Source organism: Sphingomonas colocasiae (genome assembly GCF_019880585.1).
Taxonomy (GTDB): Bacteria; Pseudomonadota; Alphaproteobacteria; order Sphingomonadales; family Sphingomonadaceae; genus Sphingobium_A; species Sphingobium_A colocasiae.
Map to the genome: position 1 here is coordinate 1,016,481 of NZ_JAINVV010000004.1, position 23,844 is coordinate 1,040,324.

The following is a 23,844-nucleotide window of genomic DNA, read 5'->3' on the forward strand; positions in this document are numbered from 1 at the left end:
TATCGGTTTAAGCATCGCACCGGGTCGCGCCCATTCTCCCGGGGGAGAGCATCGTGTCCCGTCCTGTCATCACCACCCTGTTGTCCGCATTGGCGCTGGCCGCCATGCCCGCTTCCGCATTGGCCGCGAAGGCCAAGGACCCCGTCAAGGTCACCTCGGCCAAGAATGTGAAGGGAACGCAGCGGGTCGTCATCGGCCAGCTCACCATCGGCTTCCTGATCGAGCGCAAGGATTCGACCAAAGCCGGCGGCGGCATGCTCGGAAGCGGCTATGGCGGCCGTTCCACCGTCCGCAGCACGCTTGCGGGTTACACCCAGGCCGATCTGCAGCAGATCGCCGACGCCGCGCATGACGATCTGGCGGCCAGGCTGACGGCCGCCGGGTTCGAAGTCGTCGATCGTGCGGCGCTCGCCGCCCATCCGGCCTATGCCAAGGCCAAGGGGGAGCCGGGAACCAAGGAGATGACGACGATCACCGGGCGCGATGACAAGGCGAATGTGCTGTTCGTCAGCGCAGCGCAGACCGCGCCGCTCAAGCTCGTCACCGGCGATGTCGCGGCGAGCGGCTTCGGCGCGATGGGCCTGATCATGAACGGTACCCAGGTGATGAACGGCGCCACCACCTATGCCAAGGAAACCGGCGTCAACGTCGTCAACGCGATCTACTATGTCGATTTTGCCGACAGCGACGAATATGGCGGCTGGTTCCGATCGACCTCCGCGGTCAGCGTGAAGGGCAGCCTCGCCCTGCTACCCGATCAGTCGAAGCTGACCGTGGTCGGGCCGAACTATAAATCCGCCACGCTTGCGCTCGCCGATCCGGTCGCGGTCGGCGGCGATTTCTTCGACAAGGCGGACAGCATGTCGGGCGGCGAGAAGACCGCGAACGCCATCGGCAATGCGATCGGCCTGCTGGGTGGGGTGGGAACCAACAGCTCGAAGAAATTCACTTTCACCGCGCGCCCGGGCACCTATGTTCCCGGCGCCAAACAGGCGGCGTTCGACGCCAACGAGGTGTTGGTGGGCAGGCTGGCGAGCTTGCGTTGAACGGAAGCGCTTGACGGGGCGGCCGGAGGCTTTCCACCCTCGCGCGTACGCGTAGGGAGTGAATCAGACCGCCATGCAGCTTGTCATCGTCGAGTCCCCGGCCAAGGCCAAGACCATCGAGAAATATCTGGGCGGGGACTTCAGGGTCCTCGCCTCTTACGGCCATATCCGCGATCTGCCGGCCAAGGACGGCTCGGTCGATCCCGACGCCGCCTTCGCGATGCAGTGGGAGAATTATGCCGACAAGGGCAAGCAGCTCAAGGCGATCACCGATGAGGCCAAGCGCGCCGATCGCCTGATCCTGGCGACCGACCCTGATCGCGAAGGTGAGGCGATTTCCTGGCATGTCCAGGAAGTGCTTCGGCAAAAAAAGGCGCTACCCAAGGAGGTTGATCGCGTTACCTTCAACGCGATTACAAAGGCGGCGGTGACGGAGGCGATGAAGGCGCCGCGCGCGCTCGACGAGGATCTGATCGACGCCTATCGCGCGCGCCGTGCGCTCGACTATCTGGTCGGCTTCACCCTGTCTCCGGTGTTGTGGCGCAAGCTGCCGGGCGCCAAATCGGCAGGGCGCGTGCAATCGGTGGCGCTCAGGCTGGTCGTCGACCGAGAGCGCGAGATCGAGCAGTTCCGCCCGCAGGAATATTGGTCGGTCACGGCCGATATGGAGCAGGACGGCCAGGCATTCGTCGCGCGTCTTTCGCGCTGGAAGGGCGAGAAGGTCGAACGGCTGACGCTGGGCAACAAGGGCGATGCCGAAGCGGCGAAGGCCGCGGTCGAATCGGGACGGTTCAGCGTCGCCTCGGTCGAGACCAAGCCGCTCACACGCAATCCGCCGCCGCCCTTCACCACCTCGACATTGCAGCAGGAAGCCGCGCGCAAGCTGGGCTTCTCCGCCAGCCATACGATGCGGGTGGCGCAGAATCTCTACGAGGACGGCGCGATCACCTATATGCGGACCGACGGCGTCCAGATGGACGCGAGCGCCATCTCCGCGGCACGGGGCGCGATCGCGAACCGCTATGACGGCAGCTATGTGCCCGACAAGCCGCGCCAGTACACCGCCAAGGCCAAGAATGCGCAGGAAGCGCACGAGGCGATCCGCCCCACTGATTTCTCGAAGGACAAGCTCGGCTCGGGCGATCATGCCAGGCTCTACGATCTGATCTGGAAGCGCGCGCTGGCGAGCCAGATGGCGTCGGCCCGGCTGGAGCGCACCACCGTGGATTTCGCCGACGGCACCGGCCAGACCGGGCTGCGCGCGACCGGGCAGGTCGTGCTCTTCCCCGGCTATCTGGCCCTGTACGAAGAAGGCAGGGACGATGAGGGCGACGAGGATTCGCGCCGCCTGCCACGCATGTCCGAAGGCGATGCGCCCGCCAAGAAGGCCGTCCATGCCGAACAGCATTTCACCCAGCCGCCACCGCGTTACTCGGAAGCGAGCCTGGTCAAGAAGCTGGAGGAACTCGGCATCGGCCGGCCATCGACTTATGCGTCGACTCTTCAGACGCTTAAGGATCGTTCCTATGTTCGCGTCGAGAAGAATCGTTTCTTCGCGGAGGAAAGCGGGCGGCTGGTCACGGCGTTCCTGGAACGCTTTTTTGAGCGCTATGTAAGCTATGATTATACCGCCGAGCTTGAGGACGAGCTCGACGAGATCTCGGGCGGCCGTGCACAGTGGCAGAAGGTGCTGGAAGCCTTCTGGCGCGATTTCAAGCCGCGTACCGCGGAGGTGATGGAGCAGAAGCCGTCGGACATCACCGCCGCGCTCGACGAGTTCCTGGCGCCCCTGCTGTTCCCCGAGAAGGAGGACGGCAGCGACCCCCGGCTGTGCCCCAATTGCGGTGAAGGGCGGCTGTCGCTGCGTGGTGGGCGCTTCGGCGCGTTCATCGCCTGCTCCAACTATCCCGAATGCAAATATACCCGCCGTTTCGCGCAGGCGGGCGGCAGCGGCGATCAGGGTGGCGATACGGGGCCGGAGGTGCTGGGCAGCGACCCGGAGACCGGTCTCGAAGTCTCCAAGCGGTCGGGGCGGTTCGGCCCCTATGTCCAGCTTGGCGACGGCAAGGAAGCCAAGCGCTCGTCGATCCCCAAGGATATCGAACTCGATTTCGACTGGGCGGTGCGTTTGCTCTCGCTGCCGCGCACGATCGGCGACCATCCCGAGAGCGGCAAGCCGATCACCGCCAGCATCGGGCGCTACGGACCTTATCTTGCCCATGACGGCAAATATGCGCGGCTGACCTCCACCGCCGAGGTGTTCGAGACGGGCATGAATGCGGCCGTGGTCAAGCTCGCGGAGGCGGCGGCGGGCGGCGGACGCCCGCAGCGCGGCTCGCGCGAGCCGCTGCGCGTGCTCGGCGCCCATCCGCGCACCGAAGCCGAGATCAAGCTGATGGAGGGGCGCTTCGGCCCCTATGTGACCGACGGCACGACCAACGCGACCTTGCCGAAGACGATCGACAAGGATGCGCTGACGCTGGAAGAAGCGGCGCAACTGATCGATGCGCGGGCGGCCGCGGGGCCGGCGAAGGGCAAGGGCAAGAAGAAGCCTGCGGCCAAGAAGGCGCCCGCGAAGAAAAAGGCCCCGGCCAAGAAGGCGAAGGCCGAGTAGCTTTCTACCGCGTCGGCAGCATCTTCCGGAAATAGACGACGCGCTCGGTTTCCTCGAAGCCGAGCGCGTCGTGCATCGCGTGGCTCGCGACATTGTCGAGCAGCGCGTCGGAGGCGAATTCGGTGCAGCCGTGGCGCGCGGACCAGCGCTCGGCTTCTTCGCACAGCGCGCGGGCGACGCCGCCCAGCCGGTGTGCCGGATCGACATAAATGCCTTCGAGAAAACCGACCGGCGAAGTTTCGCATCCGTTCACATAATCGCGGCGCAGCGCGACCTCGGCGAAGCCGACCGCCAGATCGTCCGTATCGACGGCGAGCAGAACCGCCGCATCGCCGCGCGAGAGCATCTGCGCCGCCATGACGTCAGGTTCGTCCTTGAGCCAGGGCCACAGGGCTTCGCGCAGCGCTGTCCAAGCCCCAAGATCCGCTTCCCGGCAGGGGCGGATCCGCACGCTCATTGTCCGCAGGTTCTGCAGGCAGGATCCTTGGGCAGCCGGATCGTCCGCATCATCGGCGCGATGCCATCGAAGACATGGAGCTTGCCGGTCGCTTCCGGCCCGAAGCCGGTGACGAGCCGGATCGCCTCCATCGCCGCGAAACTGCCCATCATGCCCGCCATCGCGCCCAGCACGCCCTGTTCGGCGCAACTGTCGCAATCATCGGGGTCATGCGCATCGCCGACGAAACAGCGATAGCAGGGGGCGCCGGCCTCCCAGCCGCGGAACGTGCCGATCTGCCCCTGAAACTGCCCGATCGCGGCCGAAACCAACGGGATATGCACGCGCGTGCAATGGTCCGACACCAGCAGCCGCGTCGCGAAATTGTCGCATCCGTCGAGCACCACATCGGTGTCCACGATCAACTCGGCGACATTGGCGGCGGTGATCCGCGCGACCTGCGCGGTGACTGCAACATGCGGATTGAGCGCGCGCACCGCATCGGCCGCGCGTTCGGCCTTGAGCGCGCCGACATCGCCGGTGGTGAACAGGGTCTGGCGCTGGAGATTGGCCAGGCTCACCCGATCATCGTCGATGATGGTGAGCGCGCCGACGCCGGCGGCCGCAAGATACTGGATCGCCGGGCAACCGATGCCGCCCGCGCCGATCACGGTGACGCGCGCTTTTTTGATCAGGCCCTGGCCCGTGCCGCCGACCTGCTTGAGCACGATATGCCGGGCATAGCGGTCCAGTTCCTCGTCGGTCAGGTCCATCGCGGTCAGCCGCGAACGCCGGTCGAGCCGAACCCGCCGGCGCCGCGCGCGGTCTCGTCGAGCGAATCGACCTCGGCGAAGATCGCCGGCTGGACGGGCGCGGCGACGAGCTGCGCGATCCGGTCGCCGCGCGCGATCTCGAACGGCTCGCTGTCCAGGTTGATCATGATGACCTTCAGTTCGCCGCGATAATCGGCGTCGATCGTGCCGGGCGTATTGGGCAGCGAGATGCCGTGCTTGAGCGCGAGGCCGGAGCGAGGCCGCACCTGCACTTCATAGCCCGCCGGGATCGCCATGGCGAAGCCGGTCGCGACGGCATGGCGGCCGCCGGGCGCGAGCGTCACGTCCTCGGCCGAGACCACGTCCATGCCGGCGGCATGTTCGGTCGCATAGGCGGGCAGGGGCAGACCCTCGCCATGGGGCAGGCGCTTCAGCGCGATCGTGATTGTCATGATGTCCTTTCGAGGAATCGATCGAGAGCGATACGGCCGGCGCCCAGCGTGGCGAAGAGCAGGCCCAGCGCGATCAGCACCGCCGCGGGCCAGATCTCGCGAAAGCTCTGCGCCAGATGGACCATCACCACGCCGACCGTGAAATTGAAGGCGAGCAGCAGCCCCGCCCAGCGCGTGAGCAGGCCCAGGACGAGCGCGACGCCGATCGTGAATTGCATCCAGACGGAGAGCGGCGCCATCAGGCCGGGCGCCGCGAAGCCATTGGCGGCAAGGAAGCCGGCGAACTCCGCCATGCGCTCGTGGCTCAGGATATTGTCGAGCACGCCATGGATCAGGAAGCTGCCGGTGAGCAGCCGCGCCGTCAGCAGCGCCAGATCGCCGAGCGCGGCAAGCGGACGCAGCAGCAGCCAGTCGCGTGTCACGCCAGCGCCTGCGCGATCCGCGCGGCCAGACGGTCGGCGACAGCCTGTTTGGGCAAGGTTTCCCAGCTTTCGACGCCATCGGCGGTGACAATATGGACGCTGTTGCGCTCCCCGCCCATCACATCGACCGAGACATCGTTGGCGACGATCCAGTCGGCCCGCTTGCGCGCGCGCTTGGCCGTCGCATGCTCGATGAGCTTCTCGGTCTCCGCCGCGAAACCGATCACCAGCCTGGGGCGTGCGGGCGAGGCCGCGAGCGTCGCGAGGATGTCGGGATTCTCGGTGAAGTGGAGCGCGGGCACCGCGCCGTCACCGGTCTTCTTGATCTTTTCCGGGCTGGCCTCGGTGCGCCAGTCGGCGACCGCCGCCACCATCACCGCGGCATCGGCGGGCAACGCGGCATCGACCGCAGCCGCCATTTCGCGCGCGGTCTCGACGTCGATGCGCGTTACGCCCATCGGCGTGGGCAGAGTGACCGGCCCCGCGACCAACGTCACGCGCGCGCCCAGCGCGGCGAGTGCGCCGGCGATCGCGAAGCCTTGCTTGCCCGACGAACGATTGGCGATGTAGCGCACCGGATCGATCGGTTCGTGCGTCGGCCCCGCCGTGACAAGCACATGGCGGCCGGCCAGCGCGTTTCCACGCGCGAAATGCGCCTGGATCGCGGCCATGATCGCCTGCTGATCGGGCAGGCGGCCGGGGCCGTACTCGCCGCAGGCCATCGGGCCTTCGTCGGGATCCATGATCGTCACGCCATCGGCGCGCAGTTGCGCCACGTTGCGGCGCGTCGCGGCATGCTGCCACATGCGCACGTTCATCGCGGGCGCCGCCAGCACCGGCTTGTCGGTGGCGAGCAGCAATGTCGTCGCCAGACTGTCCGAAATGCCCGCCGCCATCTTGGCGAGCAGATCGGCGGTGGCAGGCGCGATCACGACCAGGTCCGCCTGTCGGCTGAGCTGGATATGACCCATCTCCGCCTCGTCCTTCAGGTCGAAGAGATTGGTGTGAACAGGCTGTTCGGAGAGCGCCGCCAGCGTCATCGGCGTCACGAAATGCGCGCCGCCCTCGGTCAGCACGCAGCGCACCGACATGCCGGCCTTGCGGATCAGGCGGATCAGCTCGCAGGCCTTATAGGCGGCGATTCCGCCGCCGACGATCAGGAGGATGCGCTTTGCCGTCATCGTCGGCACTCATGCCTTGCGGCAGTGCGCCTGTCGAGATGCGAAGCCGGTTTGGGCAATGTCGCGCACGATACAGGAGTAGCGTCAGTCGCGCAGCATCGACCGAAAAAATGCCGCTGCATCGCGCCTTGCGTCTTCGGATATTCGATGAGCACGGGCGGGAAAACAGGCGCGGGCAGCCGCGAACTCGTCGTCGATGAAATCGCGGAGCGGTGGAGGCAGCGGGCCGGATCCCAGTTCGCGCGTCACCGCTTTGCGTTCAATCAACTCGTGACCGAGTCGCACCACCGCTTCGGGTGGATCGCATTGTTCGAGCAGGGTGGGAAAATCCATTGGTGCGATCGCAGCCTCGGCATGAAGGCGCAGCCAGCGCAGCGCGGTGGCTGGGCGCAGCGCATAGAAGATCTTCTTGAGCGAGATCGCCTTGTGATCGGCGAAATAGGTGTTCCGCTGTCGTTCGCCCAGATGCAGATAATGACGTGCGATCGCGGCGCGATCGGTATGGGCATTGGCGAGGCCGAGCAGCCCGTCGCGAAACTCCGGTGCGCCCTGGTACACGATCGGCGACATCAGCCATTCGATGACGACCGCATTGCCCTTGAGCAGCAGCTTGATCGCCTTGCCCAGCTCCCAGCCATTGACGTCCATATCGTGCTCGAGCGGCGTCTCGATGACATCGCGCTTCTGCCAGGGCGAGAGATAGTCCTCCCTTCGGCGCACGAACAGGAAGCGGCAGTCATAGTCGCTGTCGGGCGAGGGGAAGCCCCAGGCCCTGCTGCCGCTTTCGATCGCCAGCCCGATCGTGACGTGATGATCGCGGATGATGCCCGCCAGCCGGGCGTCGACATCTGCCAGTCGCTCGGGTGAGAAATGCGATGGTATCGACCGCAGCGCGGATGGCGGCGAAGCCATCGCCTCAGCCGAAAACCGCCATCGCCGCCGCGCCGGCTCCGGCGGCGAGCGCGGCCACCACCGCATAGCGCCAGCCGCCGCCGATGCGGATCACTTCCACCTCGCGCAGCGGCGGCGGCGGCGGCGCCGCGCCGGGCTTGGGATATTGCGCCTCGATCCGGCGGATCAGGTCGGGCAGGTTGCGCAGCGTGCGGAAGTCCTGGATCAGCCGATCGGCGACCATGGCTTCCGGCCCCAGTTCGGTTCGCAGCCATTCCTTCACGAACGGGCCGGACACGTCCCACATGTTGATGTCGGGATCGAGCGATTGGGCGACGCCCTCGACCATCACCATCGTCTTTTGCAGCAGCAGCAGATGCGGCTGGGTCTGCATGTCGAAATCGCGCGTGATCGCGAACAGCCCGTCGAGCATCTGCCCGATCGACACGTCCTTGACTGGCAGGCCCCGGATCGGCTCGCCCACCGCGCGCAGCGCCGTGGTGAACTCGTCGACATTATGGTGGGCCGGCACATAGCCCGCTTCGAAATGGATCTCGGCGACGCGGCGGTAATTGCCGGTCAGCAGCCCATAGAGGATTTCGGCCAGCCACATCCGCGCCTGGCGGTTGATGCGGCCCATGATGCCGAAATCGATCGCGGCCAGATCGCCATTGGGCAGCGCGAACAGATTGCCCTGGTGGAGGTCGGCGTGGAAGAAGCCCTCGGCGATCGCCTGGCGCAGGAACGCGCGCACCAGTCTGGCGGCGAGTATGGCGGGATCATGACCCGCCTCGATCAGGGCGTCGCGCTTCGACAATTTGATGCCGTCGAGCCATTCCAGCGTCATCACCCGGCGCGCGGTGCGTTGCCAGTCGATGGTCGGAATATGATAGCCGGGTTCCGCTGCCATCGCCTCGGCCAGTTCGGACGCGGATGCCGCCTCGCGCCGCAGGTCGAGCTCGCGCATCGTCCATTGGCGGAAGGTGGCGATGACGAGCCGGGGACGAAGCCGGGCGATCTCGCCCCCCAGCGACTCGGCTTGTGCCGCCGCCCATTCATAGGTTTCGAGCGCTTCGGCGAAGTCATCCTCGATGCCGGGGCGCAGCACCTTGACCGCGACGGTGCGGCCATCGGTGGTGACCGCCTTGTGCACCTGCGCGATCGAGGCGGCGCCGACGGGATCGGGGTCGATCGATTGGAACAGGGCCTCGATCGGCTTGCCCAGCGCCGTTTCGATGCTGTCACGGATCTGCTCGAACGGGGCGGGCGGCAGCGCGTCCTGCAGACGCAGCAGATCGTGCGCGGCGACTTCACCGACGAGGTCCGGACGGGTCGCGAGCGACTGGCCGAGCTTGATCGCGGCGGGGCCGATCGCCTGGAAGGCATCGGCATAGCGCGGTTGCCTGGGCACGCGCGCGCCGAAGCGGGCGAGGCGGACGAGCCTGCGCACGCGCGGCGGCGTCAGAGGATCGCGCTCGATGCCGGTCAGCGCGCCATGGCGCGCCAGGGTGCGGCCCCATTTCAGGAGGCGCCAGAGATGGACGGAGGGACGGGTCAAATCTTCCAGCCGCTATGAATGGCGACAAGTCCGCCGAGCAGCGGTTCGACGCGGGTCTGGACGAAGCCGGCCTTGGCGATCATGCCTTCGAAACTCTTCATGTCGGGGAAGCGGCGGATCGATTCGATCAGATAGCGATAGCTGTCCTCGTCATTGGCCAGCGCCTTGCCCAGCTTCGGCACCAGCTTGTGCGAATAGGCGTCGTAGATCTCCGCGAAACCCGGCCACAGGGTCGTCGAGAATTCGAGGCAGAAGAAGCGCCCGCCGCGCTTGAGCACGCGATGCGCCTCACACAGCGCCTGCTGGATGCGGGTGACGTTGCGGATGCCGAAGGCGATCGTATAGGCGTCGAAGCCGGCATCGGCGAAGCTCAGCGTCTCCGCATTCTCCTCCTGCCAGGTCAGCCCTTCGATGCCGCGCTTGGCCGCACGTTCCATGCCGACGCCCAGCATTTCCGGATTGATGTCCGATACGGTGACGCTTGCGCCCGATGCTGCCATGCGAAAGGCGATATCGCCCGTGCCGCCCGCGACGTCGAGAATGCGTTCGCCCGCGCGGGGCTTCACGCGGCGGACGAAACGGTCCTTCCACAAGCGGTGCATGCCGCCGGACATGGCGTCGTTCATCAGATCGTAGCTGGAGGCGACGCTGGAGAAGACGCCGCGCACGCGCGCGGTCTTTTCCTCTGGGGCCACATCCTCATAGCCGAAGGAGACGGTGTCGGTCATGCGCGCTGCTCTAGAGCGTGAACGGCTCTTGTTGAAGGGCCAAAGGCTGTTAAGCCGACGCCATGCCAGAGCTTCCCGAAGTCGAGACCACCGTGCGCGGATTGCGTTCCGTGCTGGAGGGCGCCGAACTCACCCGTGTCGAGCCGCGCCGGCCGGATCTGCGCCGCGCGATTCCGCCCGATCTGCGCCAGCGCATGACCGGCGCCCGGGTGACCGGGCTGGGGCGGCGCGCCAAATATGGCATGATCGACACCGACAGGGGGGACACGCTGGTCTTCCATCTCGGCATGTCCGGCCGGTGGCGAGTCGATCCGGAGGATATCGGGACGCACGATCATCTGGTGATCGAAACGGCGGACGGGCGGCGGCTGGCGCTCAACGATCCGCGGCGATTCGGCTCGCTCGATCTGGTCGAGACCTCCGCGCTCGCCGGTTTCGCGCCTTTCGCGACGCTTGGCCCCGAGCCGCTCGACGATGTGTTCGACGCGGCGCATCTGGCGGAGGCGTTCGCGGATCGGATCGCGCCCGTGAAGGCGCTGCTGCTCGATCAGCGAGTCGTGGCGGGGCTGGGCAATATCTATGTGTGCGAGGCGCTGCACATCGCGGGAATCGCGCCGACAACGGCGGGTGGTCGAATCGCGCGCAAGCGACTCGACCCGCTGGTTGCGGCGATCAAGGCGGTGCTCGCGTCCGCGATCGAAGCCGGCGGATCCACATTGCGCGATTATGCCAGGCCCGATGGCGAACTCGGCTATTTCTTCAAGCAATGGCGCGTTTACGGGCGAGAAGGCCTGGATTGCCCGAGTTGCGGCAAGCCGGTAGAGCGGTGCGTGGACAGTGGGCGATCGACCTTTTTCTGCGCGAAATGCCAGCGCTGAGCGGTTGACCAATTGCGGAAACCTGACTAAGGGAGCCGCTTTCCGGGCGCGGGCCACTCCGCGCCTTGTTTTTTCGAGAAGCAGAGGCATCAGAGAATGGCGAACACGCCGCAGGCAAAGAAGCGCATCCGCCGCAACGAGCGTCGCGCCGAGATCAACGGCAACCGCATCGGCCGTATCCGTACTTTCATCAAGAAAGTGGAAGCCGCGCTCGAAGCCGGCAAGAAGGATGATGCGGCCACTGCGCTCGCCGCTGCCCAGCCGGAGCTGGCGCGTGGCGTCGCCAAGGGCGTGCTCCACAAGAATACCGCGTCGCGCAAGTTCGCGCGCCTGACCAAGCGAGTCGCCGCGCTCGGCTGAGTCGTTTCGGCTTTCAGAGTTCGGAGCCCGTCGGCAGTTTTGCCGGCGGGCTTTTTTCATTTTTCCGTCACGCGATTGTAACGTCAGCTTTTCCCGCGATTCGCGATGGTTACGATTCGGCATCGATTCTAAAATCGTTTAAAACCAATATGTTGACGGATATCGCGGATTTCCGCCGTCAAGCATCTTTATTTCAAATTTTTGACATGGCCGGCCTTGATCCCGGACCCAGACCGTCTCACAAAACCCCTCTTGCCGGCGATCGAATCGGTTTCCGGAACAGCACACCTTAGCGTTTCCGCGCCGCGACCAGTTGTTCCGGCCGTGGGATCGCTGTGCGAGCGAACTGGCGGGGGGCTGCCCGCGTGAATGAAGGGTGAGGGTTCAAGCATAATGGCGTTGGGAGGCGATGGACTGGCGGTGGAAGGCACGACGCTTGCTCAGGCGTGGGAAGCCGTCCGGACAGGCCTGCGCCGGGATTGCGGCGCGCGTACCTTCGATCATTGGCTGAAGCCGATCGGGCTCGGCCGTTTCCGTGCCGCCGACGCCACCGTCGAACTGGTCCTCCCTTCGGCGTTCATGGCGCGCTGGGTCGAGTCGCATTTCTCCGAACGCCTGGCATTGGCATGGCGCGCAGCGAATTGCGGCGTCCGTGCCGTCGAAATCGTCGCCGGAGAGGGCGAGTCGCGCGCCGTCTACGCCGCGCCGGTCGAAGTCCCTGCCGACGAGGCGCCCGTGGCTGCGGAAGCGGCCGGTGCTGCTCCGGCATCCGGCAGCCTGCTCGATCCGCGCTTCACCTTCGACACTTTCGTCGCCGGCGAAGCCAATGCGCTTGCGGCGAACGCGGCGCGGATGCTGGGAGAGGGCGGAGCGGTGCTCTTCAATCCGCTCTTCATCCATGGCGGCACCGGACAGGGCAAGACCCACCTGATGCACGCGATCGGCCATGCCTTTCGCAGCCATAATCCTCAGGCGAACATCCTCTACATGTCCGCCGAGAAGTTCATGGTCGAATTCGTCTCGGCGATGCGCGCGAAGGATACGCTGGGCTTCAAGGCGCGGCTGCGGTCGGCCGACCTGCTGATGATCGACGATATCCAGTTCATCGCGGGCAAGGGATCGACGCAGGAGGAATTCCTCCACACCGTCAACGAGATCATGACGAGCGGGCGCCGGCTGGTGATCGGCGCGGATCGTTCGCCGCAGGCGCTCGAGGGCGTCGAGGGGCGCATTCTGTCGCGCCTGTCGATGGGATTGGTCGCGGACATCAAGCCTGCGGACCATGCGCTCCGGCTCGCCATCCTGCAGCGCAAGGCGGCGACGGTGCAGGGCGTCACCATCCCGGAGGATGTGATCGAGATGCTGGCGCATCGCATCGCGAGCAACATCCGCGAGATGGAGGGGGCGCTCAACCGCGTCGTGGCTTATGGCCAGCTCAACTGCAGGCCGATCGATATCGAGTTCGCGCAGGAAGTGTTGGCCGATGTGCTGCAGGCCAGCCAGCGCCGCGTCACGATCGACGAGATCCAGCGCCGGGTGTGCGCGCATTTCAACATCCGCCAGAACGACATGGTGTCGGCGCGCCGTGCGCGCGCAGTCGCGCGCCCGCGCCAGATCGCCATGTATCTGGCGAAGCGGATGACGCCGCGCTCGCTGCCCGAAATCGGACGCAAGTTCGGCGGCCGCGACCATACGACGGTGATCTATGCGGTTCGCCAGATCGAGAAGCTGCGCGAAAGCGATATCGATATCGACAAGGATGTCCGCTCGCTGATCCGCGAACTGGAGAGCTGAAGGGCGGAGCGCCCGTCGGGTGCTGTATCCCGCAGCGTCCGCATTTCAAAAGAAAGGGCGCCGTGCCGGATTGGCAAGGCGCCCTTTTCATATCCGCGATATGAGATGTGGGTGTCAGCCCTTGGGCGGGGGCGGAACGGTGATCCGCATCGTCTCGCCCGAATTGCCCGGGAAACCCGTGAACATCGCTTCGACGAGATTCGGTACGAGATAGGTCAGGTCGTCGCTGCGCGACTGCGCCTTGGCCTCACCCTCGAACACGCGCTCGCCGGTGCGGCGCTCGATCACCATATCGAGATCGGCTGTGAAGACCGTGTAGCTCTCGACATCGTTATAGCCATAGCCACCGAAGAGGAACGGATCGTGGAAGCCGTAGATGAAGCCGCCACGGCCCCAGCGGCGATAGGGGCCCCAGAAGAAGGGATCGCGATTCCAGCCCGCGCCATAGGCGAAGGGTGAACTGCGGATCTTCTCGCGGCCCTTGTCGACGCCATAGTCGAGCTTGACGAGCAGGCTGGCGCTGGCCGGCGATTCCGCGCGGACATAGCCCTGATCGGCCAGCCGCGCTTCGACGAGCCGGGCATATTGGGCGAACTCAAGGCTGCCCTGCAATGCGGGGTCGCGCGCGACGACTGCGAAGCTCTGGCCCTGCGGCGTCGGCATTTGCTGGAAGCGGGTGACGTTGGACGTCAGCCCGGTGGTGCAGCCGCCAAGCGCGATCAGGGCGATCGGTGCGGCGGCCAACACGATTTTACGGACGATAGACATGACCTTGACCCTTCGGGGTGAAACCATTCGATGTTTCAGTGACGTAGACGTTTATGTCAAACCGCATGAATAGCGATTGAACGCACCGCTGATCGATGAGGTTGCACGCTTCGTCCGCCTTGGCCAGCGATTATCGCCCCCTGACCAGACCCAGCGCATCATAGGCGGCGTCGAGCGTCGGTTGCGCCAATGTCCGCGCCTTCTGGGCGCCGAGCGCCAGATAGTCGTCGAGCTGCGCGGTATCGCTGCGCAGCTCATTGTAGCGCGCTGTGATCGGGCCGAGCACGGTCACCATCAGATCGGCGAGCGCCGGCTTGAACTGGCCGAAGCCCTGGCCCGCATATTGGGCGAGCACGGCTTCCGGCGTCGTGTCCGCCAGGGTCGCATAGATATTGACCAGATTGCGCGCTTCCGGGCGGCCTTCCAGCGCATCCTCATTGTCGGGCAGCGGCTCGGGATCGGTCTTGGCCTTGCGGATCTTCTGGGCGATCGTATCGGTATCGTCGGCCAGGTTGATGCGGCTCATGTCCGACGGATCGGACTTGGACATTTTCGCGGTGCCGTCGCGCAGCGACATGATCCGCGCCGCCGTCTTGGGAATATAGGCGTCGGGGATCGTGAACACGTCGCGTCCGAAATCCTGGTTGAACTTGATCGCGATGTCGCGCGTCAGTTCCAGATGCTGGCGCTGATCCTCGCCCACGGGCACATGGGTCGACTGATAGAGCAGGATGTCCGCCGCCTGGAGCACGGGATAGACATAGAGCGCCGCGCTCGCGCTCTCGCGGTTCTTGCCCGATTTTTCCTTGAACTGGGTCATGCGATTGAGCCAGCCGATCCGCGCGGTGCCGTTGAGCAGCCAGGCCAATTCTGGATGGGCGGGCACCTGCGCCTGATTGAACAGGATCGACCGGTTGGGATCGATGCCCGACGCGATCAGCGCCGCCGCCATGTCGCGGGTGTTGCGCGTCAGTTCGGCAGGGTCGTTGTGGATCGAGATCGCATGAAGATCGGCCAGGAAATAGAGGCATTCGGCCTCGTCCTGCATCTTCACCCAATTCTTGATCGCGCCCAGATAATTGCCGAGGTGGAGATTCCCGGTGGTCTGGATTCCAGAAAGGACGCGCATCAGACAGCTTTCTTCTTGCGGAGGAGGATAAGGATCGCGTTGCGGTCGATGCCGCCCACGACGAATGCGGTAGCGAAATAAACGAAGCCGCCGACGCCGCAGAGTGCCACCACACCGATCATGCGCTGGCCGACGGAGCCCGCGAACCAGTCGCCCAGCAGCGAGCGGGTGCCCCATAAAGCGGCAGCCATGACGAGGCCCGACAGCAATTGCCGGCCGATCCGGCTCCACAACCAGCCTTCGATACGGAAATGCCCGCGACGGCTGAGGATGACGTAGAGCATGATCGCGTTGAGCCAGGAGCAGGCGGAGATCGCCATGGCGAGGCCATAGATGCCGAAGGGTGGAATCAGCGCGAAATTGAGGACGACATTGGCGATCAGCACGATCGCCGCGGTCTTGACCGGCGTTTTCGTGTCCTTGCGCGCATAGAAGCCGGGCGTGATCACCTTGACCAGCACATAGGCGGGCAGGCCCGAAGCGATCAGTGCGAGGACATTGCCGGTCACCATCGCGTCATAGGCGGTGAAACGGCCGCCCTGGAACAGCGCGGCGACAAGCGGCGGCGCGGCGACGCCGAGCGCGATCGCCGCCGGCAGGCAGAGCAGCATCGAGAGATCGACGGCCTGTCCCTGGACCTTGGCCGCCTCGCCCGGATTGTCCTGACTGATGAAGCGGCTGATATGCGGCAGGATCGCGGTGCCAAGCGCGGTGCCGATCACCGACAGCGGCAACTGGTTCAACCGGTCCGAATAATTGAGATAGCTCATGGAGCCTTCGGGAAGCCGCGTGGCGAAGAACGTGTCGATCAGCTGGCTGATCTGGTAGACGCCTGCGCCGAGCGTGGCCGGGATCACGACGACGAAGAACTGCCGGACGTCGGGCGTCATCTTCGGGCGGCGCAGGGTCAGCGAGACGCCGGCCTTGCGCGCGCTGTTCCACAACAGCAGCAATTGCAGCACGCCGCCTGCGGTAACGCCGACGGCAAGCGCGGTGGCGCTCCGTTCGCCGCCGGTGGGCACCACCAGCAGCGCGATCAACATGGCGACATTGAGCAGGGCGGGCGCGAAGGCGGCGGCCGCGAATTTGGTCAGCGAATTGAGGATGCCCGAGAAGAAGGACACCAGACTGATCAGCAACAGATAGAGAAAGGTGATCCTGCTGAGGAACACCGTCAGCGCGAACTTCTCGGGTTCGTCGGCATAGCCCGATGCGATCGCCCACACGAACAGCGGCATCGCCACTTCGAAGATCGCCGTGAACACGAGAAGCGCGGGGACGAAAAAGGCCAGCACCTCTTCCGAGAAGCGCTTGGCCTCCTCCATGCCACCGGGTCCGTGGAAGCGCTGGCTGAACAGCGGCACGAAGCCGGCGGAAAAGGCGCCTTCGCCGAACAGGCGGCGGAAGGTGTTGGGCAGGCGAAAGGCGACCAGGAAGGCGTCGGCGGCGCCGCTCGCACCCATGATGCGTGACATCAGCATTTCGCGCGCGAAGCCAAAGACGCGGCTGACCATGGTCAGCCCCCCGATCGTGCCCATCGATTTGAGGAGGTTCATCCCATGCTCCTCCCTGGAGCCCGATCGCTTGAGGTGGAAGCGCTTGGCGCTTCCACCGATGGCGTGGATCGGGCTCTATTCCTAATGGTTTGAGACCATGATGTGATCATGGTCCTGGCCCTGATCAGGCCTGGCCGCCGGTTTCCGCGGTGGCCAGATCGGTCTGTGCCTGGACCTGGCTCATGTAGAGGCCGCCGAAATCGATCGGCTCCAGCATCAGCGGCGGGAAGCCGCCGTCGCGCACCGCGTCGGCAAGGATGCGACGGGCGAAGGGGAACAGGATGCGGGGCGCTTCCGCGAGCAGGAAGGGCTGAAGCTGTTCGTCGGGAATGTTGCGCAGCCCGAAGAGGCCGGCATAGGCAAGCTCGACCTGGAAGGCCACCTGGCCGTCCTCCGCCTCGGCGCGCGCGTCGATCTTCAGCACGACCTCATGGACGTCCTCGCCGACCTGATTGGCGCCGATGTTGAACTGGATGTCAATCTTGGGCTGGCCGGGCCACTGATAGACGGCCGGCGAATTGGGGTTCTCGAACGAGAAATCCTTCACATATTGCGAAATGACGCCGACCTGGGGGAGGGTGTCCTCACCGTTCGCCAGCGGCTCGTTCTGGTTGATCGCGCCTTCTTCTTCGGCCATGTCCCGATAGTCCTCGATACCTTGAAAAGATGTCGCGCGCGCTAGCAGGCGCCGTTGCCAAGGGCAATGCCGGGCAGTGCGGAACCGCATTGTTGGACGATGATTTGAAACGTACGCGTCAAGCGCCTATGTAGAGGGGCGACGCGCGATCGGAGGTTTTGTGGTAACGGTTGTCATTCTTGCCCTGGTGACGCTTTTCCTGGCTTTCAGGCTCTATGCCGTGCTGGGCAAGCGGACTGGCCATGAGCAGCAGCCGCTGCCGCGCACCGCCGACGAACGCATCGCGCCCGCACGGCCCAGCGCGCCGATTCCCGACATCAGCCCGGAAGCGCGTGCCGTGGGCGATCCGTCGGTCGGCCCGGCCGCGATCCGCGGCGTCCGCGCGATCGCCGGCATCGATCCCCAGTTCGATCCCGCCCGCTTCGTCGAGGGCGCGAAGGCTGCTTATCGGATGGTGCTGGAAGCCTATTGGTCGGGTGACGAGGCGACGCTCGCCGAACTCGTCGGCGACGATGTGCGCACCGCCTTTGCCGAAGCGATCGCCGATCGCAAGGCTGCCGGCCAGGTGCTCGACAACCGGCTGGTCACCATCGAAAGCGCGATGATCTCCGATGCCGAGGTGCAGGGGCAGACGGCTTACGTCACCGTGCGCTTCGATGCCGATATCGCGGCGGTGACGCGCGATCTGGAGGGCAATGTCATCGCCGGTTCGCTGAGCGACGCGGTGCCCACCCATGATGTCTGGACGTTCAGCCGCAATCTGCGCTCGAACGATCCCAACTGGATCCTGACCGACACCGACGAGGCGTCCTGATCATGGCGCTCTGGCGGGGGGCGGCGACTTCAGTCGCCGTGTTGACGCTTGCCGCCTGTTCGGGGGCGATCGTTCCGCCATCGGCGAATGCGCCGGCGCGGTCGCAGCCCGCCCGGCCCCAGGTTCAGCCTGAACAACCGGAACGGGCCGCGCGCCCGCAACCTGCGACCCCTGTCGCGGCGGTGCCGACCACGGCTCCGCCCGCAGACTCGGTCAATGCCCGTACCCAGGGCGTCGTCGCCGGCATCGCGGTCGCCAAGCTCGAGATCGGGGACGCGCAGGCGCGCAGGGCGCTGCTCGCCTTCCGCATTTCCTGCCCCTCGGTCCAGCGCCGCACGGATGCGAGCGGGCTGACGCGCGGCAGCGACTGGGCGCCCGCCTGCGCGGCGGCGGCCAACTGGCCCGACAGCGATGCACCCGGCTTTTTCCGGCGCAATTTCGAGACGGTGCAGATCGGCACCGGGGCCGCGCACGCCACCGGCTATTTCGAGCCGGAAATTCGTGGTTCGCGTGAAAAACGCCCCGGTTATGAGGTGCCGGTCTATCGCCGCCCGCCCGATCTGATCGATGTCGATCTGGGTCAGTTCAACGATGCGCTGAAGGGCAAGCGTATCCGGGGGCGCGTCGATCGCAGCAGTTTCGTGCCCTATTATGATCGCACCCAGATCGAAGAAGGCGCGCTTGCCGGCCGGGGCCTCGAAATCGCTTGGGCGGCCGACCCGGTCGAATTCTTCTTCCTCCAGATCCAGGGATCCGGCCGCCTACTGCTGCCCGATGGCAGCGTGATGCGCATCGGCTACGACAATCAGAACGGACGCGATTATACCGGGATCGGCAAGCTGCTGATCGATCGCGGTGAAATTCCGCGCGGCCAGGGGTCCATGCAGGGCATCATGGCCTATCTGCGCGCCGATCCCGTGAAGGGCCAGGCGGCGATGCGCGAGAATAAGAGCTTCGTCTTCTTCCGCGAACTGACCGGGGCGGGGCCGCTGGGCTCGCTGGGCCTGCCGGTCACCGGTCGCGCGACCGTCGCCGCCGATCCGGCCTTCGTGCCGCTGGGCGCGCCTGTCTTCCTCTCGCTGGATCGAGCGGAGGCTGCGGGGATCTGGGTGGCGCAGGATACGGGCGGGGCCATCAAGGGCGCCAATCGCTTCGACACATTCTGGGGCGCCGGCGCCGATGCCCGCGCCATTGCCGGCGGCATGTCGGGCCGTGGAACGGCTTTCCTGCTGCTGCCCATCGGCACGCTGGCGCGGCTTGCGGAGGCGACGCCGGGTGGCGGGACGACGCCTCGACGCTGAGGAACGCGCGCTGTGGGCGCGCGTGATCGCAAGCGTGACGCCGATCGCCGGACGGGCCGACGCCACCGCGCCGGTTGAACCGGCCGGCACGGTGGCGCCCGTACGCCGCAAGGCCGCGCCTCTCGAACGGCACGCCTTCGTCGCGGATGTAAACCCGCGTGGCGAAAAGGCGGCCCCCGCGTCTGCCAATACGCTCGATGGTGGCTGGGATCGACGGTTGCGGCGCGGGGTGATCGATCCGGACATGACCGTCGACCTGCACGGCCATACGCTGGATTCAGCCTGGCGCATGCTCGATTCAAGCCTGGCACGGGCGATCACCGGCGGCACGCGGGTGATATTGCTGGTCACCGGCAAGCCGCCGCGCGGTGATCGGCGCGGGCGTGGCGCGATCCGTGGCGTCGTGGGCGATTGGCTGGCTTCGTCCCGTCATGCCGGCCGCATAGCCGCGGTGCGAAACGCGCATCCGCGTCATGGCGGCAGTGGTGCGCTCTACATCATCCTCAAACGCGACCGCTTAACATCGTAAAGCCGATCTTTACGGATTTGTGGGAGAAAAAATTAATCCAGATGGCTGGATTGGGGACACGTCAGTGTCGCGCACCGTGGGAGCATGATGGAAGGGATTTCGCTCAAGAGCCGGGCCATTGCATTCGCGATGTGCGTGGGCGCGGGATCCTTCATCCTTGCGATCATCGCGGGCGGGACCGGCACGATCAACAGCCCGACAGGTAGCGCGGCGGCGGCGAACGCGCTGGTCGTCGCCATCGTCTGCGCCGCGATGAGCTGGGCATCGGCCGATCGCGCGCTCGCATCGGTGGCGGCCGCGGTCGACAGCGCGATCAAGCGGCTGGCGCAGGCGGCGCATGGCGATTTCGAGACGCGCACGCCCACGGAGGTCAGGGAGTTCCTGCCCGAACTGGCGGACAGCATGGATGCGCTGTTCACCGAGACGCGCTCGACATTCGACAGCATCCATAATCTGGCCATGTACGATCCGGTGACGACACTCGCCAATCGCACCAATTTCCGGCGCGATGTCGAGCGGATTCTGGCCGAACTGCCGGCGGACGCGCGCTCGGCGCTGCTTTTCGTCGATCTCGACAATTTCAAATCGGTCAACGATTCCCTTGGCCATGCGCATGGCGATCAGTTGCTCGCGAAAGTGGCGAACCGGCTGCGCGCGGTGATCAATGCGGAAGAAGCGACGGGCAGAGGCGGGGCCGGGCGGGTCGGGCGGCTTGCCGGCGACGAATTCACGATGTTCCTGCCCGATATCGCATCGACCGAGGATGGCCAGCGCGTCGCGCAGCGCATCCTTTACGCGCTGGGCGAGGATATCGATCTGTCGGGCCATTCGATCCGCGTCGGCGCCTCGATCGGCCTCGCCTTCCATCCCGATCATGGTCGTTCGCTGACGACGCTGATGAAGGCGGCGGATGTCGCCATGTATCACGCAAAGGCCTGTGGCCGCGCGCAGGTGCAGACCTATACCGACTCGCTCGCCGACGCGCTCGATGTGAAGCTGCGCCTTGAGCGCGATCTGCGCCGGGCGCTGACGGAGTCGCGCTTCGAACTGGCGTTCCAGCCCCAGGTCGAACTGGTGGGTGGTCGAACCCTCTCGGCGGAAGCGTTGCTGCGCTGGAATCATCCGGAGCATGGCCTGCAACTGCCCGGCTCCTTCATCGAGACCGCCGAGGAGAGCAGCCTGATCGTCGAGATCGGCGATTGGGTGATCGACGCCGTCGCGGCGACGGCCGCGCGCTGGGAGAAGCTCGGGCTGGATCAGCGGCTGGCGATCAACATCAGTCCGCGCCAGATCGAGCAACGCGATTTCTTCGTCCGGCTGCGCGATCGGCTGGCGCATCACGGTGCGACACCCCGCATGCTGGAACTCGAGATCACCGAGGGGCTCGCCATGACCTGCGGGGAGACGGTGTTCAGTGAAATGGCGGCCTTGCGCAATGAAGGCGCATTGATCGCGATCGATGATTTCGGGACGGGCTATTCGAATTTCTCGCGCCTGCGCGACATGCCGGTCGATCAGGTGAAGCTGGATCGCAGCATGATCGCGGACGTCACCAGTTCGGAACAGGCGCGCGCGATCGTCCATGCCGTGATCGGCCTGATTCACGGCCTCGGCCATCGCGTCATCGCCGAAGGTGTGGAAGCCCGCGAACAGGCTGACGTGCTGCGCGTGATCGGCTGCGATGCGGTGCAGGGCTACGCGGTCGCGATGCCGATGGCCGAGCATGAATTCCTGCGCTGGGCCGACGGCGGGCGCAAGGCGTTGATCGCCTGAAAGGCGCTCAGGTTGGCCCGAGCGCCCGTCTGATCACCAGCCCGAAAATGTCGGTCAACGCCACGATATCCTGAACCGCCGCCGCTTCGTCGAGCTTGTGCATCGTCGCGTTGAGCAATCCGAATTCGACCACCGGGCAAAGCCGCGCCAGGAAACGCGCATCCGATGTTCCGCCGGTGGTCGACAGTTCGGGCGTCAGGCCGGTCACGTCGCGGATGGCGCCGGAAACCAGATCGGACAATGCGCCGGGCTCGGTCAGGAAGGCTTCGCCGGAAATCCGCGCCGTCAGTGTCGCGCGCGGCGATTCCTCCTCGCAGATCGCGCGGATGCGCTCGGCCAGGGCCTCGCCGGTATGGAGCGCGTTGAAGCGGATGCTCAGGCGCGCGGTCGCCTTTGCCGGGATCACGTTGGTCGCGGGATTGCCCACCTCGATATCGGTGATCTCGATATTGGAGGGTTGGAACCATTCGGTGCCCTGGTCGAGTTCGATCGCCTCGATACGCGAAAGGATGCGGACGAGCGGCGGGATCGGATTGTCGGCCAGATGGGGGTAGGCGACATGACCCTGCGTTCCCGCGACTTCGACCCACATGTTGACCGATCCACGCCGGCCGATCTTGATCATGTCGCCAAGCCGCGAAACCGATGTCGGTTCGCCGACGATGCACAGATCGGGGTGATGGCCGTTGGCGGTCATCCATCTGATCAGCTCGACGGTGCCGTAGACGGCATAGCCTTCCTCGTCGCCGGTGATGATCAGGCTCAGCGTGCCGGGATGATCGGCATGGCGCGCGGCGGCGGCCACAAAGGCGGCGATCGACCCCTTCATGTCGACCGCGCCACGCCCGTACAGCAGGTCTCCCCGGATCTCCGGCGTGAAGGGATCGCCCGTCCAGCCTTCGCCCGGCGGCACGACATCCAGATGCCCGGCATAGGCGAGATGCGGTCCGCCGCTGCCGCGCACGGCGAACAGGTTTTCGACCGGCCCGTCGGGCGCTTCGCCCGCGACGAAGCGGTGGACCGAGAAGCCGATGGCGACCAGCGCCTCCTCCAGCACGTCGAAGACGGCGCCGGTGGCGGGCGTGATGCTGGGGCAGGCGATCAGGCGCTGGGCGAGATCGACGGGATCGATGGACGGAATCATGCCTGGCGCCTACCGATAGTGATGCGCTTTGCATAGCGGGGGAGATGATGCCGAAGCTCGATCTGGACGCGATTCCGCAGACCAACGCCACGGGTTATCCGGTCGAACATGCGGCTGTGGTGAGGGAGCGCTGGTATCGCCGCCTCGCCCCGGCAAGCGGCATCTCCGATTTCGGCGCCAGCCATGTCGTGCTGAAGCCGGGGGCCTGGTCTTCGCAGCGCCATTGGCACGAAGGCGAGGACGAATTGGTGGTGATGATCGCGGGCGAAGCCGTGCTCGTCGACGATGAAGGCCGCCACCCGATGCGCGCCGGCGATATCGCGGCCTTTCCCAAGAATGACGGGAACGGCCATGTGCTGATCAACGAAAGCGGCGCCGACCGCGTTTATGTCGCGATCGGCAGGCCGGCCGCCACCGACTGCCATTATCCCGATATCGACATGCATCTGTTCGCATCGCTGGGCGAACAGCGACGGAAGGATGGCAGCGCATTCTGAGTGTCGCCGGGGCGGCTTGACCTCATTCCGCGTCGCCGCGGACGGGAACGAAAAGGCCGCGCTTGCCAAGGCCGAGTACGACATTGGTGGTGAAACGGCGGACGTTGGGGTTGTCGGCGATCATGCGGGCCATCAGTGCATCGTAGGAATCGACATCGGGGGCGGTGACGATCAGCACGAAATCGGCGCTGCCCGTAACATAATAAACCTGTTGCACCTGATCCTCGCCGGCGAACCAGCGGCGCAAACGGGCAAGCAGCTCCGGGCGCTCGCGCTCGACCTCGAGGGCGACGATGAAGAAGGTCGGCCTGCCTGCGGCGGCGGGATCGACGACGGCGACGGTGGCTGCGATGACGCCGTCCGCCTTCAACCGCCGCAGCCGCCGCGATGTCGCGGATTCCGACAGGCCCACTTGGTCGCCGATCGCATCGGCCGTGAGTTCGCCGTCGCGCTGGACGATATCGAGGATATGGCGATCGAATCTGTCGAGTTTGCTGCGCATGATTCCGGCATGATAATGCTCAAACTCGCCGATTTCAGGCGTATTCGAACTTCATTCGACG

General features: G+C 65.6%; 24 protein-coding genes. 10 read left to right on the forward strand and 14 right to left on the reverse strand.

Translation table 11 applies throughout. The features are described 5' to 3' along the window. Positions 1 to 53 precede the first annotated feature (53 nt). A complete protein-coding gene (locus tag K7G82_RS11135; RefSeq protein ID WP_222989899.1) occupies positions 54 to 1,046 on the forward strand; it encodes a hypothetical protein in 993 nt (330 codons plus the stop codon). A 73-nt stretch (positions 1,047 to 1,119) separates the two neighbouring features. Beyond that, positions 1,120 to 3,660, forward strand: a complete 2,541-nt coding sequence (gene topA, locus K7G82_RS11140; protein ID WP_222989900.1) for a type I DNA topoisomerase — start codon at positions 1,120 to 1,122, stop codon at positions 3,658 to 3,660. A 4-nt stretch (positions 3,661 to 3,664) separates the two neighbouring features. Here the strand turns inward: topA and aac(6') are convergent, their stop codons facing one another. The 8 genes from aac(6') to K7G82_RS11180 all read right to left on the reverse strand — a co-directional run bounded on the left by aac(6') (position 3,665) and on the right by K7G82_RS11180 (position 10,101). Next, positions 3,665 to 4,111, reverse strand: coding sequence for an aminoglycoside 6'-N-acetyltransferase (gene aac(6'), locus K7G82_RS11145; RefSeq protein ID WP_425517264.1), 447 nt, complete (start codon positions 4,109 to 4,111; stop codon positions 3,665 to 3,667). A 2-nt stretch (positions 4,112 to 4,113) separates the two neighbouring features. Continuing rightward, positions 4,114 to 4,869, reverse strand: coding sequence for a HesA/MoeB/ThiF family protein (locus K7G82_RS11150; protein WP_222989902.1), 756 nt, complete (start codon positions 4,867 to 4,869; stop codon positions 4,114 to 4,116). A 5-nt stretch (positions 4,870 to 4,874) separates the two neighbouring features. Then, complete coding sequence (gene dut / locus K7G82_RS11155) at positions 4,875 to 5,321, reverse strand: dUTP diphosphatase (RefSeq protein ID WP_222989903.1); 447 nt, start codon at positions 5,319 to 5,321, stop codon at positions 4,875 to 4,877. Then, the gene (locus K7G82_RS11160; RefSeq protein WP_222989904.1) at positions 5,318 to 5,743 is read right to left on the reverse strand and encodes a DoxX family protein; all 426 of its coding nucleotides are present in this window, start codon (positions 5,741 to 5,743) and stop codon (positions 5,318 to 5,320) included. The genes dut and K7G82_RS11160 overlap by 4 nt, the downstream gene beginning before the upstream one ends. Beyond that, a complete protein-coding gene (gene coaBC, locus K7G82_RS11165; protein ID WP_222989905.1) occupies positions 5,740 to 6,924 on the reverse strand; it encodes a bifunctional phosphopantothenoylcysteine decarboxylase/phosphopantothenate--cysteine ligase CoaBC in 1,185 nt (394 codons plus the stop codon). The genes K7G82_RS11160 and coaBC overlap by 4 nt, the downstream gene beginning before the upstream one ends. Before the next feature lie 84 nt (positions 6,925 to 7,008). Then, positions 7,009 to 7,836, reverse strand: coding sequence for a nucleotidyltransferase domain-containing protein (locus K7G82_RS11170; protein ID WP_222989906.1), 828 nt, complete (start codon positions 7,834 to 7,836; stop codon positions 7,009 to 7,011). A 4-nt stretch (positions 7,837 to 7,840) separates the two neighbouring features. Then, on the reverse strand, positions 7,841 to 9,373 hold the full coding sequence (gene ubiB / locus K7G82_RS11175) for a 2-polyprenylphenol 6-hydroxylase (protein ID WP_222989907.1): 1,533 nt from the start codon (positions 9,371 to 9,373) through the stop codon (positions 7,841 to 7,843). Next, entirely contained in the window at positions 9,370 to 10,101 is a 732-nt protein-coding gene (locus K7G82_RS11180; protein ID WP_222989908.1) for a class I SAM-dependent methyltransferase, read from the reverse strand. Before K7G82_RS11180 ends, ubiB begins: the two co-directional genes overlap by 4 nt. A 62-nt stretch (positions 10,102 to 10,163) precedes the next feature. On the opposite strand from K7G82_RS11180, the gene mutM reads away from it, so the two are divergent. From mutM to dnaA, 3 genes are all read left to right on the forward strand, one after another. Then, entirely contained in the window at positions 10,164 to 10,979 is an 816-nt protein-coding gene (gene mutM, locus K7G82_RS11185) for a bifunctional DNA-formamidopyrimidine glycosylase/DNA-(apurinic or apyrimidinic site) lyase (protein ID WP_222989909.1), read from the forward strand. Between the two features lie 96 nt (positions 10,980 to 11,075). Then, a complete protein-coding gene (gene rpsT, locus K7G82_RS11190; RefSeq protein WP_222989910.1) occupies positions 11,076 to 11,339 on the forward strand; it encodes a 30S ribosomal protein S20 in 264 nt (87 codons plus the stop codon). Between the two features lie 393 nt (positions 11,340 to 11,732). Continuing rightward, on the forward strand, positions 11,733 to 13,133 hold the full coding sequence (dnaA, locus tag K7G82_RS11195) for a chromosomal replication initiator protein DnaA (protein ID WP_246623410.1): 1,401 nt from the start codon (positions 11,733 to 11,735) through the stop codon (positions 13,131 to 13,133). A gap of 114 nt (positions 13,134 to 13,247) precedes the next feature. On the opposite strand, the gene K7G82_RS11200 is transcribed toward dnaA, so the two are convergent. The 4 genes from K7G82_RS11200 to secB form a co-directional block, all read right to left on the reverse strand. Next, the gene (locus tag K7G82_RS11200) at positions 13,248 to 13,901 is read right to left on the reverse strand and encodes a DUF4136 domain-containing protein (RefSeq protein ID WP_222989912.1); all 654 of its coding nucleotides are present in this window, start codon (positions 13,899 to 13,901) and stop codon (positions 13,248 to 13,250) included. Between the two features lie 130 nt (positions 13,902 to 14,031). Continuing rightward, complete coding sequence (trpS, locus tag K7G82_RS11205) at positions 14,032 to 15,030, reverse strand: tryptophan--tRNA ligase (RefSeq protein ID WP_222989913.1); 999 nt, start codon at positions 15,028 to 15,030, stop codon at positions 14,032 to 14,034. Next, positions 15,030 to 16,586, reverse strand: a complete 1,557-nt coding sequence (gene murJ, locus K7G82_RS11210) for a murein biosynthesis integral membrane protein MurJ (RefSeq protein WP_222989914.1) — start codon at positions 16,584 to 16,586, stop codon at positions 15,030 to 15,032. Before murJ ends, trpS begins: the two co-directional genes overlap by 1 nt. A gap of 124 nt (positions 16,587 to 16,710) precedes the next feature. After that, complete coding sequence (gene secB, locus K7G82_RS11215; protein WP_222989915.1) at positions 16,711 to 17,223, reverse strand: protein-export chaperone SecB; 513 nt, start codon at positions 17,221 to 17,223, stop codon at positions 16,711 to 16,713. Between the two features lie 160 nt (positions 17,224 to 17,383). On the opposite strand from secB, the gene K7G82_RS11220 reads away from it, so the two are divergent. The 4 genes from K7G82_RS11220 (at position 17,384) to K7G82_RS11235 (ending at position 21,640) form a co-directional block, all read left to right on the forward strand. Then, the gene (locus K7G82_RS11220) at positions 17,384 to 18,037 is read left to right on the forward strand and encodes a Tim44/TimA family putative adaptor protein (RefSeq protein ID WP_222989916.1); all 654 of its coding nucleotides are present in this window, start codon (positions 17,384 to 17,386) and stop codon (positions 18,035 to 18,037) included. A gap of 2 nt (positions 18,038 to 18,039) precedes the next feature. Continuing rightward, positions 18,040 to 19,338, forward strand: coding sequence for a murein transglycosylase A (mltA, locus tag K7G82_RS11225; protein ID WP_222989917.1), 1,299 nt, complete (start codon positions 18,040 to 18,042; stop codon positions 19,336 to 19,338). Continuing rightward, on the forward strand, positions 19,313 to 19,867 hold the full coding sequence (locus K7G82_RS11230; RefSeq protein WP_222990301.1) for a Smr/MutS family protein: 555 nt from the start codon (positions 19,313 to 19,315) through the stop codon (positions 19,865 to 19,867). Before mltA ends, K7G82_RS11230 begins: the two co-directional genes overlap by 26 nt. Positions 19,868 to 19,954: 87 nt before the next feature. Next, the gene (locus K7G82_RS11235; RefSeq protein WP_222989918.1) at positions 19,955 to 21,640 is read left to right on the forward strand and encodes a putative bifunctional diguanylate cyclase/phosphodiesterase; all 1,686 of its coding nucleotides are present in this window, start codon (positions 19,955 to 19,957) and stop codon (positions 21,638 to 21,640) included. A gap of 7 nt (positions 21,641 to 21,647) precedes the next feature. Here the strand turns inward: K7G82_RS11235 and dapE are convergent, their stop codons facing one another. Beyond that, a complete protein-coding gene (gene dapE, locus K7G82_RS11240) occupies positions 21,648 to 22,784 on the reverse strand; it encodes a succinyl-diaminopimelate desuccinylase (RefSeq protein ID WP_222989919.1) in 1,137 nt (378 codons plus the stop codon). Positions 22,785 to 22,831: 47 nt separating this feature from the next. Between dapE and K7G82_RS11245 the strand changes: the two genes are divergently transcribed. After that, positions 22,832 to 23,281 carry a cupin domain-containing protein gene (locus K7G82_RS11245; protein WP_222989920.1) on the forward strand — a complete coding sequence of 150 codons (450 nt, stop codon included), beginning with the start codon at positions 22,832 to 22,834 and terminating at the stop codon, positions 23,279 to 23,281. A gap of 22 nt (positions 23,282 to 23,303) precedes the next feature. Here K7G82_RS11245 and K7G82_RS11250 read toward each other — a convergent pair whose 3' ends face one another. Beyond that, entirely contained in the window at positions 23,304 to 23,783 is a 480-nt protein-coding gene (locus K7G82_RS11250) for an Lrp/AsnC family transcriptional regulator (protein ID WP_222989921.1), read from the reverse strand. Between the last annotated feature and the right edge of the window lie 61 nt (positions 23,784 to 23,844).

Bases quoted from the DNA above. Each gene is read 5' to 3' on its own strand.
- topA (WP_222989900.1), top strand. From the start codon at position 1,120: ATGCAGCTTGTCATCGTCGAGTCCCCGGCCAAGGCCAAGACCATCGAG.
- K7G82_RS11150 (WP_222989902.1), bottom strand. From the start codon at position 4,869: ATGGACCTGACCGACGAGGAACTGGACCGCTATGCCCGGCATATCGTG.
- dut (WP_222989903.1), bottom strand. From the start codon at position 5,321: ATGACAATCACGATCGCGCTGAAGCGCCTGCCCCATGGCGAGGGTCTG.
- coaBC (WP_222989905.1), bottom strand. From the start codon at position 6,924: ATGACGGCAAAGCGCATCCTCCTGATCGTCGGCGGCGGAATCGCCGCC.
- K7G82_RS11170 (WP_222989906.1), bottom strand. From the start codon at position 7,836: ATGGCTTCGCCGCCATCCGCGCTGCGGTCGATACCATCGCATTTCTCA.
- K7G82_RS11180 (WP_222989908.1), bottom strand. From the start codon at position 10,101: ATGACCGACACCGTCTCCTTCGGCTATGAGGATGTGGCCCCAGAGGAA.
- mutM (WP_222989909.1), top strand. From the start codon at position 10,164: ATGCCAGAGCTTCCCGAAGTCGAGACCACCGTGCGCGGATTGCGTTCC.
- rpsT (WP_222989910.1), top strand. From the start codon at position 11,076: ATGGCGAACACGCCGCAGGCAAAGAAGCGCATCCGCCGCAACGAGCGT.
- dnaA (WP_246623410.1), top strand. From the start codon at position 11,733: ATGGCGTTGGGAGGCGATGGACTGGCGGTGGAAGGCACGACGCTTGCT.
- K7G82_RS11200 (WP_222989912.1), bottom strand. From the start codon at position 13,901: ATGTCTATCGTCCGTAAAATCGTGTTGGCCGCCGCACCGATCGCCCTG.
- trpS (WP_222989913.1), bottom strand. From the start codon at position 15,030: ATGCGCGTCCTTTCTGGAATCCAGACCACCGGGAATCTCCACCTCGGC.
- murJ (WP_222989914.1), bottom strand. From the start codon at position 16,586: ATGAACCTCCTCAAATCGATGGGCACGATCGGGGGGCTGACCATGGTC.
- secB (WP_222989915.1), bottom strand. From the start codon at position 17,223: ATGGCCGAAGAAGAAGGCGCGATCAACCAGAACGAGCCGCTGGCGAAC.
- mltA (WP_222989917.1), top strand. From the start codon at position 18,040: ATGGCGCTCTGGCGGGGGGCGGCGACTTCAGTCGCCGTGTTGACGCTT.
- K7G82_RS11235 (WP_222989918.1), top strand. From the start codon at position 19,955: ATGGAAGGGATTTCGCTCAAGAGCCGGGCCATTGCATTCGCGATGTGC.
- dapE (WP_222989919.1), bottom strand. From the start codon at position 22,784: ATGATTCCGTCCATCGATCCCGTCGATCTCGCCCAGCGCCTGATCGCC.
- K7G82_RS11245 (WP_222989920.1), top strand. From the start codon at position 22,832: ATGCCGAAGCTCGATCTGGACGCGATTCCGCAGACCAACGCCACGGGT.
- K7G82_RS11250 (WP_222989921.1), bottom strand. From the start codon at position 23,783: ATGCGCAGCAAACTCGACAGATTCGATCGCCATATCCTCGATATCGTC.